Origin of the sequence: Burkholderia sp. ABCPW 14 (assembly GCF_001523835.1) — a bacterium.
In the GTDB taxonomy this organism is placed as follows: Bacteria; Pseudomonadota; Gammaproteobacteria; order Burkholderiales; family Burkholderiaceae; genus Burkholderia; species Burkholderia mayonis.
This window is the reverse complement of sequence record NZ_LOVS01000053.1, coordinates 46209-61919: the sequence shown is the minus strand read 5'-3', so window position 1 is coordinate 61919 and position 15711 is coordinate 46209. Positions and strand designations below refer to the sequence as shown.

Annotated in this window: 15 protein-coding genes; 6 read left to right on the top strand and 9 right to left on the bottom strand. The window is 66.8% G+C overall.

The window, feature by feature from the left end; all coding sequences use genetic code 11:
- Positions 1-62 precede the first annotated feature (62 nt).
- From WS62_RS07265 to WS62_RS07225, 9 genes are all read right to left on the bottom strand, one after another.
- The gene (locus WS62_RS07265; protein ID WP_066493729.1) at positions 63-524 is read right to left on the bottom strand and encodes a peroxiredoxin; all 462 of its coding nucleotides are present in this window, start codon (positions 522-524) and stop codon (positions 63-65) included.
- A gap of 82 nt (positions 525-606) precedes the next feature.
- A complete protein-coding gene (locus WS62_RS07260; RefSeq protein WP_066569505.1) occupies positions 607-1503 on the bottom strand; it encodes a polysaccharide deacetylase family protein in 897 nt (298 codons plus the stop codon).
- A 14-nt stretch (positions 1504-1517) separates the two neighbouring features.
- Positions 1518-2573 (bottom strand): bifunctional UDP-4-keto-pentose/UDP-xylose synthase, encoded by a 1056-nt coding sequence (locus tag WS62_RS07255; protein ID WP_082716137.1) that lies wholly within the window; start codon positions 2571-2573, stop codon positions 1518-1520.
- A complete protein-coding gene (locus WS62_RS07250) occupies positions 2570-3517 on the bottom strand; it encodes a formyltransferase (RefSeq protein ID WP_066569503.1) in 948 nt (315 codons plus the stop codon). The genes WS62_RS07255 and WS62_RS07250 overlap by 4 nt, the downstream gene beginning before the upstream one ends.
- On the bottom strand, positions 3514-4521 hold the full coding sequence (locus WS62_RS07245) for a glycosyltransferase (RefSeq protein WP_059470999.1): 1008 nt from the start codon (positions 4519-4521) through the stop codon (positions 3514-3516). Before WS62_RS07245 ends, WS62_RS07250 begins: the two co-directional genes overlap by 4 nt.
- A gap of 6 nt (positions 4522-4527) precedes the next feature.
- A complete protein-coding gene (locus tag WS62_RS07240; RefSeq protein WP_066569501.1) occupies positions 4528-5679 on the bottom strand; it encodes a DegT/DnrJ/EryC1/StrS family aminotransferase in 1152 nt (383 codons plus the stop codon).
- 139 nt (positions 5680-5818) lie between these two features.
- On the bottom strand, positions 5819-6190 hold the full coding sequence (locus WS62_RS07235) for an SMR family transporter (protein WP_004192320.1): 372 nt from the start codon (positions 6188-6190) through the stop codon (positions 5819-5821).
- 19 nt (positions 6191-6209) lie between these two features.
- On the bottom strand, positions 6210-7916 hold the full coding sequence (locus tag WS62_RS07230; RefSeq protein ID WP_066569499.1) for a glycosyltransferase family 39 protein: 1707 nt from the start codon (positions 7914-7916) through the stop codon (positions 6210-6212).
- A gap of 129 nt (positions 7917-8045) precedes the next feature.
- Entirely contained in the window at positions 8046-8420 is a 375-nt protein-coding gene (locus WS62_RS07225; RefSeq protein ID WP_066493736.1) for an Mth938-like domain-containing protein, read from the bottom strand.
- A 340-nt stretch (positions 8421-8760) separates the two neighbouring features.
- Here WS62_RS07225 and WS62_RS07220 point away from each other — a divergent pair, with 340 nt between their 5' ends.
- The 6 genes from WS62_RS07220 (at position 8761) to moaE (ending at position 15481) form a co-directional block, all read left to right on the top strand.
- Positions 8761-9999, top strand: a complete 1239-nt coding sequence (locus WS62_RS07220; RefSeq protein ID WP_066569589.1) for a pyridoxal phosphate-dependent aminotransferase — start codon at positions 8761-8763, stop codon at positions 9997-9999.
- 43 nt (positions 10000-10042) lie between these two features.
- Positions 10043-11371 carry a homoserine dehydrogenase gene (locus WS62_RS07215; RefSeq protein WP_066569496.1) on the top strand — a complete coding sequence of 443 codons (1329 nt, stop codon included), beginning with the start codon at positions 10043-10045 and terminating at the stop codon, positions 11369-11371.
- A 7-nt stretch (positions 11372-11378) separates the two neighbouring features.
- Complete coding sequence (thrC, locus tag WS62_RS07210) at positions 11379-12830, top strand: threonine synthase (protein WP_066569495.1); 1452 nt, start codon at positions 11379-11381, stop codon at positions 12828-12830.
- A 565-nt stretch (positions 12831-13395) separates the two neighbouring features.
- Positions 13396-14670: a molybdopterin molybdotransferase MoeA gene (locus tag WS62_RS07205; protein WP_442855068.1), complete on the top strand. Its 1275-nt coding sequence runs from the start codon at positions 13396-13398 to the stop codon at positions 14668-14670.
- Positions 14671-14690: 20 nt separating this feature from the next.
- Positions 14691-14948, top strand: a complete 258-nt coding sequence (gene moaD / locus WS62_RS07200; protein ID WP_059597067.1) for a molybdopterin converting factor subunit 1 — start codon at positions 14691-14693, stop codon at positions 14946-14948.
- 59 nt (positions 14949-15007) lie between these two features.
- Positions 15008-15481 carry a molybdopterin synthase catalytic subunit MoaE gene (gene moaE / locus WS62_RS07195; RefSeq protein WP_066569493.1) on the top strand — a complete coding sequence of 158 codons (474 nt, stop codon included), beginning with the start codon at positions 15008-15010 and terminating at the stop codon, positions 15479-15481.
- Positions 15482-15711 lie beyond the last annotated feature (230 nt).

Genomic DNA, 15711 nt, shown 5'->3' with positions numbered 1-15711 from the left:
CCGGCGCAGCTACGAGAAAAATGGGTCGGACAGGCATTCATTGCGGCCCAATATAGCGCGCCTCAAAGCGCTTGTACAGCACTCAGCACGTCGTCGACGTGACCCGGCACCTTCACGCCGCGCCATGCGTGGCGCAGCACGCCTTCGTCGTCGATGACGAACGTCGAGCGCTCGATTCCGCGTACTTCCTTGCCATACATTTTCTTCAATTTCATGACACCGAACAGCGTGCAGAGCGTTTCGTCGGGGTCCGAAATCAGCGGGAACGGCAGTTCGAGCTTCGCCTTGAAGTTGTCGTGCGAGCGCAGGCTGTCGCGCGACACGCCTGCGATTTCCGCGCCGGCCTTCTCGAACTTCGGATACAGGTCGCGGAACTGCAAGCCCTCGGTGGTGCAGCCGGGCGTGTTGTCCTTCGGATAGAAGTACAGCACGAGTTTCTTGCCCTTGAGGCCCGACAGCGAAAACTCGCCGCCCGTGGCAGGCGCGGTGAAATCGGGAACTTGACGGTCGACTTCGACGGACACGTGTTTCTCCTGTTGTTATGGACGAGCGCGGACGGCGGGCCGCGCGTGGCGATGCGAGACGGGGCCGGCGGGCGGCTTTCGTTCAGTCGGGCTGGACGATCAGTTCGCCGGAGCGGCCGGGGATTTCGCCCCACGCGACAGGGTACGATGGCAGCGCGGCGCGGTCCAGCGTCGCGTAATAGTCGCCCATCGTCGCGAACGTGTGGCCTTGCGCGCGCCAGCCGGCGAGCAACTGCTCGAACACGGGCGCGAGCTTTTGTCCTTCGAGCTCCGCGTGCAGCGTGAACACCTGATCGTGCGGATTGCGTTCGGTGTGCTTGAGCAGATGCGCGGCGACGTTGTCGGTGTCGATGCCGTCGATGCCGAGAATCTCGTCGAGCGTCGGCAGCGTCGTCGGCATCTGCACGTGCGCGAGCGTCTTGCCTTCGACGACGGGCAGATACGGCGAGTGGCCGCGGCCGTCCGATGCGTAGCGCATGCCCCATGCGTCGATCTGCTCGAACGCCGCGTCGTTCATCTGCCAGCCGGCCGCGCCGTGCGTGACGGGCGGCGCGCCGAAGATGTCGATGAAGCGCTCGCGGCTCTTGCGCATCTCGCGCACGGTCCAGTCGCGCGGCCGTTCGCGGACGTTGTCCTGCCAGTACACGTGATCCCACGTATGGATCCCGCATTCGAAGCCGGCTTCGTGGATCGAGCGCATCTCGGCCGTCGCGCGACGGCCGATGTCGGGGCCGGGCAGCAGCACGCCGTACAGCAGTTGCCTGACGCCGTAATGCTCGACGACCGACGTGCGCGACACCTTCTTCAGGAAGCCCGGCCGCAGCACGCGACGCATCGCCCAGCCGGTATGATCCGGGCCGAGGCTGAAGAGGAATGTCGCGCGCGCGGCGAAGCGATCGAAGATGCGCGCGAGGTTCGGCACGCCTTCGCGCGTGCCGCGCAGCGTGTCGACGTCGATCTTGAGAACGATGCGAGCCAAGCGGTGATGCCTCTTTAGCCGTGCTGCTCGACGAGCGCGCGCGCGTCGGCGACGTGGCCGCGGTACGCCTCGAAGATCTGGCGCAGCGCGTCGTCGAACGTGAACTGCGGCGCCCAGCCGAGCTCCTGCATCGTGTTCTCGATCTTCGGCACGCGGTTCTGCACGTCCTGATAGCCGTTGCCGTAGTACGCGCCCGACGTCGTCTCGACGAGCTTCACGTGCTTCGCCGAATCCGCGTACTCGGGGAATTCCGCCGCGAGCTCGAGCATCTTGTTGGCGAGTTCGCGCACCGAGAAGTTATTGTTCGGATTCCCGATGTTGTAGATCTTGCCGGTCGCGATGCCATTCAGATTCTCGATGATCTTCATCAGCGCGCTGATGCCGTCGTCGACGTACGTGAACGCGCGCTTCTGCGAGCCGCCGTCGACGAGGCTGATGTTCTCGCCGCGCACGATGTGGCCGAGGAACTGCGTGACGACGCGCGAGCTGCCTTCCTTCGGCGTGTAGATCGAGTCGAGGCCCGGGCCGATCCAGTTGAACGGACGGAACAGCGTGAAGTTCAGGCCTTCCATCCCGTAGCCCCAGATCACGCGATCCATCAACTGCTTCGAGCACGCGTAGATCCAGCGCGGCTTGTTGATCGGGCCGTAGGTGAGGGCGGACGCGTCCGGGTCGAACTGCTCGTCGGCGCACATGCCGTACACCTCGGACGTCGACGGAAACACGAGATGCTTGCCGTACTTGACGGCCGAGCGCACGATCGGCAGGTTCGCCTCGAAGTCGAGCTCGAACACGCGCAGCGGCTGCTTCACATAGGTGGCGGGCGTCGCGATCGCGACGAGCGGCAGGATCACGTCGCACTTCTTCACGTGATACTCGACCCACTCCTTGTTGATCGTGATGTCGCCTTCGAAGAAATGCATCCGCTCGTGCTTGACGAGATCGCCGAGCCGGTCGGTCTGCATGTCCATGCCGAACACTTCCCAATCGGTGGTTTCGAGAATGCGCTTCGACAGGTGATGGCCGATGAAGCCGTTCACACCCAGGATCAGGACTTTTTTAGCTTTCATGAATGACGGGAGGAATGAATGAACTGCGCGAATTCCGCCGGGGAAACCACGGTTTCGCCGCCGTCGCGCTGTCGGCGCAGTTCGAGAATGGAGACGGCGCGGCTGTCGCCGCAAACGCCGAACAGCGCATTATCGCTTACGTGCAGGCCCGGCGGCAAATCGACGGCCGCGCGTGCGGCAGCCGAGCCGGGGGCCGCGAGGCGCGCGCGCGCGATCACGAAGCGCGCGCCGTCGAGGTCGGTGAACGCGCCCGGATACGGCGGCGCGACCGCGCGGATCAGGTTGTAGACCTGCGCGGCGGACTGCGACCAGTCGATGCGGCCGTCTTCGGGCTTGCGCCCGCCGTGGTAGCTGCCTTGCGACAGATCGTTCGGCAGGTGCGGCGCCTCGCCCGCGATCAGCGCGGGCAGCACGCGCCAGAGCGTCTGCTCGGCCGCGACCGTGACCTTGTCGAACACTTGCGCGGCGGTGTCGTCGGGCAGGATCGGCACCGCGGTCTGGCCGACGATTGCACCCGCGTCGGGCTTCGCGGCCATCTCGTGCAGCGTCGCGCCCGTTTCGGTCTCGCCGTTCAGCACCGCCCAGTTCGTCGGCACGCGGCCGCGGTACTTCGGCAAGAGCGAGCCGTGCATGTTGTACGCGCCGCGCGCGGCGAGCGCGAGCAGGTCGACGGGCAGCATGTGTCGGTAATAGAACGAAAAGATGAAATCCGGCTTCGCGCTCGCGACCGCTTCGCGCACTTCGGCGCGCTTCGGATCGGCGGGCGTGACGACGGGAATCCCGTGCTCGGCCGCGACCAACGCGACGCTGCCGAACCAGATGTTCTCGGTCGGGCTGTCCTCGTGCGTGACGACGAGCGCGACGTCGACGCCGCGCGCGAGCAGCACCTGCAGGCAGCGGACGCCGACGTTGTGATACGCGAAGACGACGGCGCGCGGCTTCATCGCGCGGCCTCGCGGCGCTCGATCGGCAGCGTGACGCCGGGCTTGCCGTCGCGCGCCTCGAGCACGGTGTGGATCAGGTAGCGCGGTCGCGCGCGGACCTGCTGATAGATTCGTCCGATGTATTCGCCGAGCAGGCCGAGCGCGAAGATGATCACGCCGAGCAGGAAGAACGTGATCGCGAAGAGCGTGAACACGCCTTGCACTTCCGCGCCGACGATGAAGCGCCGCACGACGAGCAGCACGAAGAGTCCGGCCGAGCCGAGCGACAGGATCACGCCGATGAACGACAGCCATTGCAGCGGCACGACGGAAAAGCCCGTGACGAGATCGAAGTTCAGGCGGATCAGGCTGTACAGCGAGTATTTCGATTCGCCCGCGAAGCGCTCTTCGTGCGCGACCTCGATCTCGGTCGGGTTCTGCGCGAACGTATACGCGAGCGCGGGGATGAACGTGTTCACCTCGCCGCAGCGGTTGATCGTATCGATGATGTGGCGGCTGTACGCACGCAGCATGCAGCCCTGGTCGGTCATCTTGATCCGCGTGATGCGCTCGCGCAGCCGGTTCATCGCGGCCGACGCCTTGCGGCGGAACAGGCTGTCCTGGCGCTGCAGCCGGATCGAGCCGACGTAGTCGTAGCCTTCGCGCATCTTCGCGACCAGCTTGCCGATTTCTTCGGGCGGGTTCTGCAGGTCGGCGTCGAGCGTGACGACGATCTCGCCGCGCGACTGCTCGAAGCCCGCGAGGATCGCCATGTGCTGGCCGTAGTTGCCGTTCAGGAGCACGACGCGCGTCGTGTCCGGACGCACGCGGAACTGGTCGGCGAGGAGGGCAGCCGAGCGGTCGCGGCTGCCGTCGTTGACGAGGATCACTTCGTACGACGTGTCGAGCGCGTCGAGCGCCGGGTAGAGCCGCGCGAAGAGCGCAGCGAGCCCGGCTTCCTCGTTGTACACGGGGATGACGATCGAGACTTCAGGATTCGTCGCGCGTGTTTCAGGGTGACTCATGTCCGCTTATTTTCCGTATTGTTCGCAAATCTGGTTGACGGCGTCGACGACCCGTTGCACATCCTGTTCGCTCATCTGCGTGAAGAGCGGCAGCGTGACGGTCGTCGCGCCGAAGCGCTCGGCGTGGGGGAACATCCCCTCCTTGAAGCCGCGTGCGCGGTACAGCGTGAAAAGATGAATGGCCGGGTAATGGACGCCCGAGCCGATGCCGCGCTGCTTCAACTGCTCCATGAAATCGCCGCGCGAGATCGACAGCGTCTCGAGCGGCAGCGTGATCTGGAACATGTGCCAGTTGCCGTTCTCGAAGTCCGCGACGGGCAGCCCGACGCCGAGCGCGAGCGCCGGACCGCCCGCGAACGCGTCGAAATACCGGCGCGCGAGCGCGCGCCGCGTCGCGTTGAAGCGTTCGAGGTGCGGCAACTGGCCGAGGCCGACGCGCGCCGCGACATCGGTCAGATTGTACTTGCCGCCGAGCACGTCGCAGTCCATGCCGTCATGGCCCGTGCGCGTGATTCCCTGCAGCCGGTACTTTTGCGCGAGCGTCGCCTCGGCTTCGTCGTTGAGCACGAGCGCGCCGCCTTCGATCGACGTGATGTTCTTGTTCGGATGGAAGCTGAACGACACGATGTCGCCGAGCGCGCCGATGCGCTGGCCTTTCCAGGTCGAGCCGAGCGCTTGCGCGGCGTCCTCGATCACGCGCAGGCCATGCGCGCGCGCGATCGCGTAGAGGCGATCCATGTCGACGGGCAGGCCCGCGAGATAGACCGGAATGATCGCCTTCGTGCTCGGCGTGATCGCCTTTTCGACGAGGTCGAGATCGAGGTTGCGCGTCGCCGGATCGATGTCGACGAACACGGGCGTCGCGCCTGTCTCGAGGATCACGTTGCTCGTCGCGACCCACGACGCGGGCGTCGTGATCACTTCGTCGCCGCAGCCGACGCCCGCGATCCGCAGGCCGATTTCGAGCGTCGCCGTGCCCGAGTTGAACACGCGCACGGGGCGCCCGCCGCAGAATTCGGACAGCGCGGCTTCGAAGCGCTGGCACTGCGGGCCGGTCGTGATCCAGCCGGAGCGCAGCACGTCGGCCACGCCCTGAATGGTTTCCTCGTCGATCTCGGGTTTGACGAACGGCAGGAAAGGAACGGAAGTCTGGCTCATGTAAGCTTCGCTCGTTGTCGTGTGAAAGGAGTCGGGCGCTGCCCGACACGCGCATTTAACACCGGCTGCCGAAACGGGTGCGTTACTTTTTGTCGGTGCGCCCGACGTGCGTCATGCGCTTCGGCTGCGTACGGGCGCATCAGCTGCGCGCGAGCACGAACACGCCGATCAGGATGATGCCGATGCCGACGAGCCGCTGCACCGACAGCACCTCGCCGAACAGGTACCACGCGGCGAACGCGTTGACGACGTAGCCGAGCGACAGCATCGGATACGCGACCGACACGTCGACCCTGGACAGCCCGACGATCCACACGACGACGGAGAGCACGTAGCAGCCGAGGCCGCCGATGATCGGCAATTGGGTCGCGATCTTGAAGCCGATGGGCACAATGTTCGCACGGGTGAATTCGAAGTGTCCAACGGCGCGCACGCCGGCCTTCAGCAGCAGTTGCGCGCACGCGTTCAGCATCACGCCCGTGACGATGCAAAAGAGGGAGACGGGATTCATTGATTCGCGTCCTTCGGTATCAGGGTTGCGGCTTTTCGACGACGACACGCCGGTTGTCTTGTGCGACCACGCGCATCGGCAGGCCCGCCTCCGACAACTGCCTGTAGCGGTCGGGCGACATCAGCGCGAGCGCGTACCGATCGGCGCGCCAGCGCGCTTCCCATTCGGCGACGGTCGGAATCCACTTGTCCGGCTCGACCGAGATGCCGAATGAGAGCTCGTCCTGGCGCGCGACCATGATCGTCGTGTGGCGGACGTAGAAGGGCAGCGTGTGGTCGAGCGTCTCGACCGAATAGAACGGCGTGCCGGGCGGCAGCTTCGCGAGCTCCGCGCGGATCGCGGGCGCGAGGAGCGCGCCCGAGCTGTAGCGGCCGAACGTGTCGTGACCGGTGCCGCCGATCGTGCCGAGCAGCAGCCAGCCGGCGCCGAACGCGAGCGCCGCCGCGGCGATGCCCGCGCGGCCGCGGCGATTGAGCCACACGGCGACGAGCGTGAGCGCGAACGCGACGGCGAGCGCCGCGTACACCCACTTCTGGAACGCCAGGTACTGCGCGTTCGGCGTGCGCGCGTCGCCGAGGCGTGCGAGGAACAGCGTGCCGAACGCGGCGGCGACGAGGAACACCAGATAGCCGAACAGATGACGGCGGAACTGCTCGCGCGACACGAGCGGCAGATACGCGCCGATCATCAGCGCGAGCGCGGGCGCCACGGGCAGCACGTACGAGACCAGCTTCGAATGCGACGCGCTGAAGAACAGGAAGATGAACGCGCTCCAGACGGTCAGCACGAGCATCGGCGAGAAGCCGTTCGGCTGGCGCGGGATGCGCAGCGCGTGGCGGACGCTCTGCACGCTGACGGACAGCCATGGCAGGAAGCCGACGAGGAGCACCGGCACGAAGTAGTAGATCGCGCCGGGGCGGTTCTGCTCGGGCGTCAGGTAGCGCCGGAACTGCTGGACGATGAAGAAGAAGTTGAGGAACTCGGGGTTGCGCGACTGCACGAGCACGAACCAAGGTGTCGCGATCGCGAAGAAGATGACGAGGCCGCTCACGAGGTAGAGGCGCTTCCACAGCGCCCAGTCGCGCGAAATGAGTGTGTAGAGGACGAGCACGGCGCCGGGCAGGATCAGGCCGATCAGGCCCTTCGACAGCACCGCGAGCGCCATCGACGCCCAGCAGAGCCACATCCAGCCGCGCTCGGCGCGCTTTCCGATGCCGGGCCGCTGCGCAAGGAGGAGCGAGCACAGCGTGACCGTCATCCACAGCGACAGCCCCATGTCGAGCGCGTTGAAGTGGCCCATCAGGTTCCAGTACGGCGACGTCGCGAGTACGAGCGCGGCGAACAAGCCCGCGCGCGGGTTGAACACGCGCGCGCCGGTGAAGCCCGCGACCAGCACGCCGGCGAAGCTCGCGAGCGCGGTGTAGAGGCGCGCCTGCCATTCGCCGATGCCGAACCACGCGAACGTGAGCGCGTTGAGCCACGTCTGCAGCGGCGGCTTTTCGAAATACTTGTAGCCGTTGTAGCGGGGCGTGATCCAGTCGCCCGTCGCGAACATCTCGCGGGCCATTTCGGCGTAGCGGCCTTCGTCGCTCGGGATCAGGTGGCGCAGGCCGAGCGGCGCGAACCAGATGACGGCGAGCGCCGCGACGAGAAGGAGGAGCGCGGCGCGACTGAGCGAGAAGGACGCTGCGCGATTGAGCGGTAGCCTCGACGGCGTATCGTTCATAGATTCGTATTGAGCTTGTAAGATTGGATCGGGCGGATTGCGGCTGTCGTCCGCGGCGAGCGGGGCGCGGCGCGAAACGAGACGCAAAGCGCCGCAGGGTGTTTTAGCGCAGGGCGGCTTAACGTTCGCTTAACGCTCGATCAGCAGCGCCGCAGCGACCTTCCGGCCTTCGGCCATCAGGATGTTGTACGTGCGGCAGGCGGCCTGGAAATCCATCGTTTCGACGCCGATCCGCTGCGCGGTGAGCTGTGCCGTCAGGCGCGGGTGCGGAAAGCGCAGCCGCGCGCCGCTGCCGAAGATCACCACCTCGGGCTGAGGCTCGAGCAGCATCGCGAACAGCTCGGGCGTGAGCGCGTCGAATGACGCGACGGGCCATTCGACGACGGGCGCGCCCGGCAGCACGATCACGCTGCTTTCGTGGCGCTGCAGGTTGATGTCGACGTAATCGGGGCCGTAGCCGGTGACGGTGTTGAGCGTGTTGCTCGGGTCCTGGTGTAATTTCAAATCGGTTTTCCGCGGTGTCGAAAAGGGCCGGAGCGAAGGCCGCGTCGGCGCGGCGATCCGGCCCCGAACGGGGCGGGCCGCCAGCCGCGATGCGCGCGGCCGTCGTGGCGGACGCTGCCGCGCGGAGGCCGCGGCCGGATTGGTGCATTGCGAAAGTCGGCCAAAATCCGCTAAATTATAACTTTTTAGCCGCTCCCGGGCGGCGTTTCTGTCGCGCGCCGCCACAAGCCGCGCCCGGCAGCCGCAAGAAGCCATTCCTAGACAGCGCGCTACCGGCCGCTCTCCAGTTTTGATCCCCGCTCCCCAGGCCCGCCAGGCATTACCCAGGAACGTGTCCGCCGTGAAACCGATTCAGAAGTCGAACAAGCTGCTCAACGTCTGCTATGACATCCGTGGCCCGGTCCTCGAGCACGCGAAGCGTCTCGAGGAAGAGGGGCACCGAATCATCAAGCTGAATATCGGCAATCTGGCGCCGTTCGGCTTCGATGCGCCGGACGAGATCATCCAGGACATGATCCGCAATCTGCCGACGTCGTCCGGCTATTCGGACTCGAAGGGCGTGTTCGCCGCGCGCAAGGCGATCATGCATTACACGCAGCAAAAGGGCGTGAAGGGCGTCGGGCTCGACGACATCTACATCGGCAACGGCGCGTCCGAGCTGATCGTGATGGCGACGCAGGCGCTCCTGAACGACGGCGACGAGGTGCTGCTGCCCGCGCCCGACTATCCGCTGTGGACGGCGGCCGTGAGCCTGTCCGGCGGCACGCCCGTGCATTACATCTGCGACGAATCGAACCGCTGGATGCCCGATCCCGACGACGTTCGCCGCAAGATCACGCCGAACACGAAGGCGCTCGTCGTCATCAACCCGAACAATCCGACGGGCGCGCTCTATTCGGACGAATTGCTGCTCGAGCTGATCGCGATCGCCCGCGAGCACGGCCTCGTGATCTTCGCCGACGAGGTCTACGACAAGATCGTCTACGACGGCCAGTCGCACACGGCGCTCGCGTCGCTTGCCGAGGACGTGATCACGGTCACGTTCAACAGCCTGTCGAAGAGCTACCGGTCGTGCGGCTATCGCGCGGGCTGGATGTCGGTCGCGGGTCTCACGGACGCGAACCGCCGCCGCGCGAACGACTACCTCGAGGGCCTCGGCATCCTGTCGTCGATGCGTCTCTGCGCGAACGTGCCCGGCCAGTACGCGATCCAGACCGCGCTCGGCGGCTATCAGAGCATCAACGAGCTGATCGTGCCGAGCGGGCGTCTCTACAAGCAGCGCGAGCTCGCGTACGACATGCTCACGTCGATCCCGGGCGTGTCGTGCGTGAAGCCGGAAGCGGCGCTCTACATGTTCCCGCGTCTCGATCCGAAGCTTTATCCGATCGAGAACGACCAGCAGTTCATCCTCGAGCTGCTGCTGAAGGAGCGTGTGCTGCTCGTGCAGGGGACGGGCTTCAACTGGCCGACGCCGGACCATTTCCGCGTCGTGTTCCTGCCGAACGTCGACGACCTGACCGATTCGATCGAGCGGATCGCGCGCTTCCTCGATGGCTACCGGATGCGCCACTCGGCATGACCGGGCGCGTTCCACTTTTTTTACTCAATAGATCACACGCAGCATGGAACCGATCAAAGTAGGCCTGTTGGGCTTCGGCACGGTAGGCGGCGGCACCTTCAAGGTGCTGCGCCGCAACCAGGAGGAAATCAAGCGTCGCGCCGGACGCGGCATCGAGATCGCGCGCGTCGCGGTGCGCAATCCCGCGAAGGCGCTCGCCGCCCTCGACGGCGACGCGAACGGCGTGTCGATCGGCGACGATTTCAACGCGGTCGTCGACGATCCGTCGATCGCGATCGTCGCCGAGATGATCGGCGGCACGGGCCTCGCGCGCGAGCTGGTGCTGCGCGCGATCGCGAACGGCAAGCACGTCGTGACGGCCAACAAGGCGCTCCTCGCGGTGCACGGCACCGAGATCTTCGAGGCCGCGCGCGAGAAGGGCGTGATGGTCGCGTTCGAGGCGGCCGTCGCGGGCGGCATCCCGATCATCAAGGCGCTGCGCGAAGGCCTGACTGCGAACCGCATTCAGTACATCGCCGGCATCATCAACGGCACGACGAACTACATCCTGTCGGAAATGCGCGAGCGCGGCCTCGATTTCGCGACCGCGCTCGCGGCCGCGCAGGAACTCGGCTACGCGGAAGCCGATCCGACCTTCGACATCGAGGGGGTCGACGCCGCGCACAAGGCGACGATCATGAGCGCGATCGCGTTCGGCGTGCCGGTGCAGTTCGACCGCGCGTACGTCGAGGGGATCAGCAAGCTCGCCGCGACCGACATCCGTTACGCGGAAGAGCTCGGCTACCGGATCAAGCTGCTCGGCATCACGCGCCGCACCGAGCGCGGGATCGAGCTGCGGGTGCATCCGACGCTGATTCCGGCGAAGCGCCTGCTCGCGAACGTCGAGGGCGCGATGAACGCGGTCGTCGTGCACGGCGACGCGGTCGGCACGACGCTCTATTACGGCAAGGGCGCGGGCGCCGAGCCGACGGCGTCGGCCGTCGTCGCCGATCTCGTCGACGTGACGCGCCTGCACACGGCCGATCCCGAGCACCGCGTCCCGCATCTCGCGTTCCAGCCGGACAGCCTGTCGAACACGCCGATCCTGCCGATCGAAGAGGTGACGAGCGGCTACTACCTGCGCCTGCGCGTCGCCGACGAGACGGGCGTGCTCGCCGACATCACGCGCATCCTCGCCGATTCGGGCATCTCGATCGACGCGCTCCTGCAGAAGGAATCGGAGCAGGTAGACGACGCGAACGGCGAGACCGACATCATCCTGATCACGCACGAGACGATCGAGAAGAACGTCAACGCGGCGATCGCGCGCATCGAATCGCTCGAGACGGTTGTGTCGAAGGTGACGAAGCTGCGCATGGAAGCGCTCAACTGAGGACGACATGAATTACATCTCCACGCGCGGCGCCGGCATCGGCGAGCGCCACACGTTCTCCGACATCCTGCTCGGCGGCCTCGCCGCCGACGGCGGGCTCTATCTGCCCGCCGAGTATCCGCGCGTGTCGGCGGACGAGCTCGCGCGCTGGCGCGCGCTGCCGTACGCGGATCTCGCGTTCGAGATCCTGTCGAAATTCTGCGACGACGTCCCCGCCGACGACCTGCGCGCGCTCGCGCGCCGCACGTACACGGCCGACGTCTACTGCAACACGCGCCACGGCGGGAGCGCGGCCGACATCACGCCGCTCACGACGCTTGGCGTCGAGAACGGTGCGCCGCTCGCGCTGCTCGAGCTGTCCAACGGTCCGACGCTCGCGTTCAAGGACATGGCGATGCAGTTGCTCGGCAATCTGTTCGAGTACACGCTGGCCAAGCACGGCGAGACGCTCAACATCCTCGGCGCGACGTCGGGCGACACAGGCAGCGCGGCCGAGTACGCGATGCGCGGCAAGCAGGGCGTGCGCGTGTTCATGCTGTCGCCGCACCAGAAGATGAGCGCGTTCCAGACCGCGCAGATGTATAGCCTGCAGGACCCGAACATCTTCAACCTCGCGGTGAAGGGCGTGTTCGACGATTGCCAGGACATCGTGAAAGCCGTATCGAACGATCACGCGTTCAAGGCGCAATACAAGATCGGCACCGTCAATTCGATCAACTGGGCGCGCGTCGTCGCGCAGGTCGTCTACTACTTCAAGGGCTACTTCGCGGCGACGAAGCGCAACGACGAGCGCGTGTCGTTCACCGTGCCGTCGGGCAACTTCGGCAACGTCTGCGCGGGCCATATCGCGCGGATGATGGGCTTGCCCGTCGAGAAGCTCGTCGTCGCGACGAACGAGAACGACGTGCTCGACGAGTTTTTCCGCTCGGGCGCGTACCGCGTGCGCAGCGCGGAGAACACGTATCACACGAGCAGCCCGAGCATGGACATCTCGAAGGCGTCGAACTTCGAGCGCTTCGTGTTCGATCTGCTCGGCCGCGATCCGGCGCGCGTCGTCCAGCTGTTTCGCGACGTCGAGGAAAAGGGCGGCTTCAATCTTGCCGCGAGCGGCGATTTCGCGCGCGTCGCCGAGTTCGGCTTCGTGTCGGGCCGCAGCACGCACGAGGACCGGATCGCGACGATCCGCGACGTGTTCGAGCGCTATCGGACGACGATCGACACGCACACGGCCGACGGCCTGAAGGTCGCGCGCGAGCATCTGCAGCCGGGCGTGCCGATGATCGTGCTCGAGACCGCGCAGCCGATCAAGTTCGGCGAGACGATTCGCGAGGCGCTCGGGCAGGAGCCTTCGCGGCCGGCCACGTTCGACGGGCTCGAGGCGTTGCCGCAGCGTTTCGAAGTGGTCGACGCGAGCGCGCAACAAGTGAAGGACGTCATCGCCGCGCATACGGGCGCGTGACGCTCGGGCGGGGCGGGGCGGGCGCGGCGGCGGTGAGCGGCAGCCGTGCCGCCGGCTTCGCCTGCCGGGCGGCGCCGCGTCGGTCGCGATGCGCGCGGCGCGCAGGCAGCGCGGGTGCGAGGGAGAAAGCCCGCGGGTGCGACGCTGTGACGCGAGGCGCTTCGCGGCGTGCCTTCGCTCGATGCCGGTCGGGTGCCGAAAGGCACTGAGAAAAGCCGCGACGCGAATTCATCGGATCATTTTCGGATGAACTCGCGTCGCGGCTTTTTCGTTCGTATTCGCTGCTCGGCGTGTCGTTTGGCGTGCCGTTTGGGTGGATTCCGGCTGCGCAACGAGTGCGGCTGATCGCGCCCGCAATCGCGTTCCCGCGATGCCCGCACGCGTCCGTTTTTCGATGGCCGAACGCGGCAGGCCATCACGCTCGGGACGCACGGCCGCCGCGCTCGATCGAATCGAGCCGATTCGATCGCCCACACCCGCGCGGAGCCGTCGCTACAATGTCGGCATCCGGTCAAAATTTCAATCGACGATGTCCCACCCTAACACCCAGACGCCGCGCGCGCCGATGCTGTCGACGGCCGACGCGCTCGCGGCGCTTCTCGCGGCCGCACATCCGCTCGCCGAAACCGAGCCCGTCGCGACGCTCGATGCGCTGAACCGCGTGCTCGCGGCCGACGTCGTGTCGCCACTCGACGTCCCTCCGATGAACACGAGCGCGATGGACGGCTACGCGGTGCGCACCGCCGACCTGACACGCGGCGAGCGGCGCCTCACGGTGTCGCAGCGGATCCCGGCGGGCCATCCGGCCAAGCCGCTCGAGCCGGGCACGGCCGCGCGCATCTTCACGGGCGCGTCCGTGCCGGCCGGCGCGGACGCGGTCGTGATGCAGGAGCAGACGGAGACCGCGGGCGACCAGGTGGACATCCTGCACACGCCGGCGGCGGGCGAATGGATCACCACGCAGGGCGCGGACATCCGCCGCGGTTCGGTGATCCTGCCGGCTGGCACGCGGATGACGCCGCAGGCGATGGGGCTCGCCGCGTCGGTCGGCTGCGCGTCGCTCGCGGTCGCGCGCCGCGCGAAGGTCGCCGTGTTCTTCACGGGCGACGAACTGACGATGCCGGGCGAGCCGCTCAAGCCGGGCGCGATCTACAATTCGAACCGCTTCACGCTGCGCGGGCTCCTCGAGCGGCTCGGCTGCGACGTGACCGACTACGGGATCGTTCCCGACCGGCTCGATGCGACGCGCGCGGCGCTGCGCGAGGCGGCGCGCGAGCACGACGTGATCGTGACGAGCGGCGGCGTGTCGGTGGGCGACGAGGATCACGTGAAGCCCGCGGTCGAGGCGGAAGGGCGGCTCGCGCTGTGGCAGATCGCGATGAAGCCGGGCAAGCCGCTCGCGTTCGGCGTGATCAGGCGCGGCGGGGCGGCCGGCGCGGGTGACGCTACGGCCGCGGCGAACGGCACGAAGAACGGCACGAACGGCACGAACGGCGGCGAAGCCTATTTCATCGGTCTGCCGGGCAACCCGGTGTCGAGCTTCGTCACGTTCCTGCTATTCGTGCGGCCGTTCCTGCTGCGCGTCGCGGGCGCGACGCAGGTCGCGCCGCGCGTGGTGTCGCTGCGCGCCGATTTCACGCAGAGCAAGGCCGACCGTCGCAATGAATTCCTGCGCGCGCGCGTGAACGCGGCGGGCGGGCTCGACCTGTTCCCGAACCAGAGTTCGGCCGTGCTGACGTCGACGGTGTGGGGCGACGGCCTGATCGACAATCCGCCGAACCACGCGATCAGCGCGGGCGAGACGGTGCGTTTCATTCCTTTTTCCGAATTGCTCGGCTGACGCCGGGCGGTGTTGTGACGATGAAGATCGAACTGAAGTTTTTTGCGAGCGTGCGCGAAGCGCTCGGCGTCGCGAGCGAGACGGTGACGGTGCCGGACGGCGTCGCGACGGTGGGCGACGTGCGCGCGTGGCTGCGCACGCGCGGCGGTGCGTGGGCGGAGGCGCTCGCCGAGGGCCGCGCGCTGCGGATGGCGTGCAACCACACGATGACGGACGCCGGCACGCGGATCTCCGACGGCTGCGAAGTCGCGTTCTTCCCGCCCGTGACGGGCGGCTGAGCTTTGCATGCGACCAGAGTAAGCGCTCAAGCGCTAACACTGCTCGACAGGAGGCGGCAATGGTGACGGTACGGGTGCAGACGGACGACTTCGACGTCAGCACGGAGATCGCGGCGCTGCGCGCGCGCAATCCGAAGGTGGGCGCGGTCGCGTGCTTCGTCGGCACGGTGCGCGACCTGAACGACGGCGAGCAGGTCGACACGCTCGAGCTCGAGCACTATCCGGGGATGACCGAGAAAGCGCTCGCCGCGATCGCGGACGACGCGATCGCGCGCTGGCCGGGCATTGACGTGGCGATCGTCCACCGCGTCGGCAAGCTCTATCCGCTCGACCAGATCGTGTTCGTCGCGACCGTATCCACGCATCGCGGCGACGCGTTCGCGTCGTGCGAGTTCGTGATGGACTACCTGAAGACGCAGGCGCCATTCTGGAAGAAGGAGAAGACGCCCGCGGGCGAGCGCTGGGTCGACGCGCGCAGCGTCGACGATGCGGCGCTCGCCCGCTGGGGCGTCGAATCGGGGAACGCGAAATAATCGTCGTAGGCGCGGTGCCGCCCGATCGGGCTTCGGCGGGGGCAGCATCGCTTCGTCCGTCGCGAAGGGGCGGGCAAGCTTGATTTCGAGCGTCCGGAGCGGTTCCGCGGACGATCGATCGCCAATTTTCGGGCGTCACGACACTACGCGGCGGCGGCATCCGAGCTCGGGTGCTCGTGATTGCGTCGATATTGAGGTTTAAACGTCAGGATCCGGCAGGATTTTTCGCT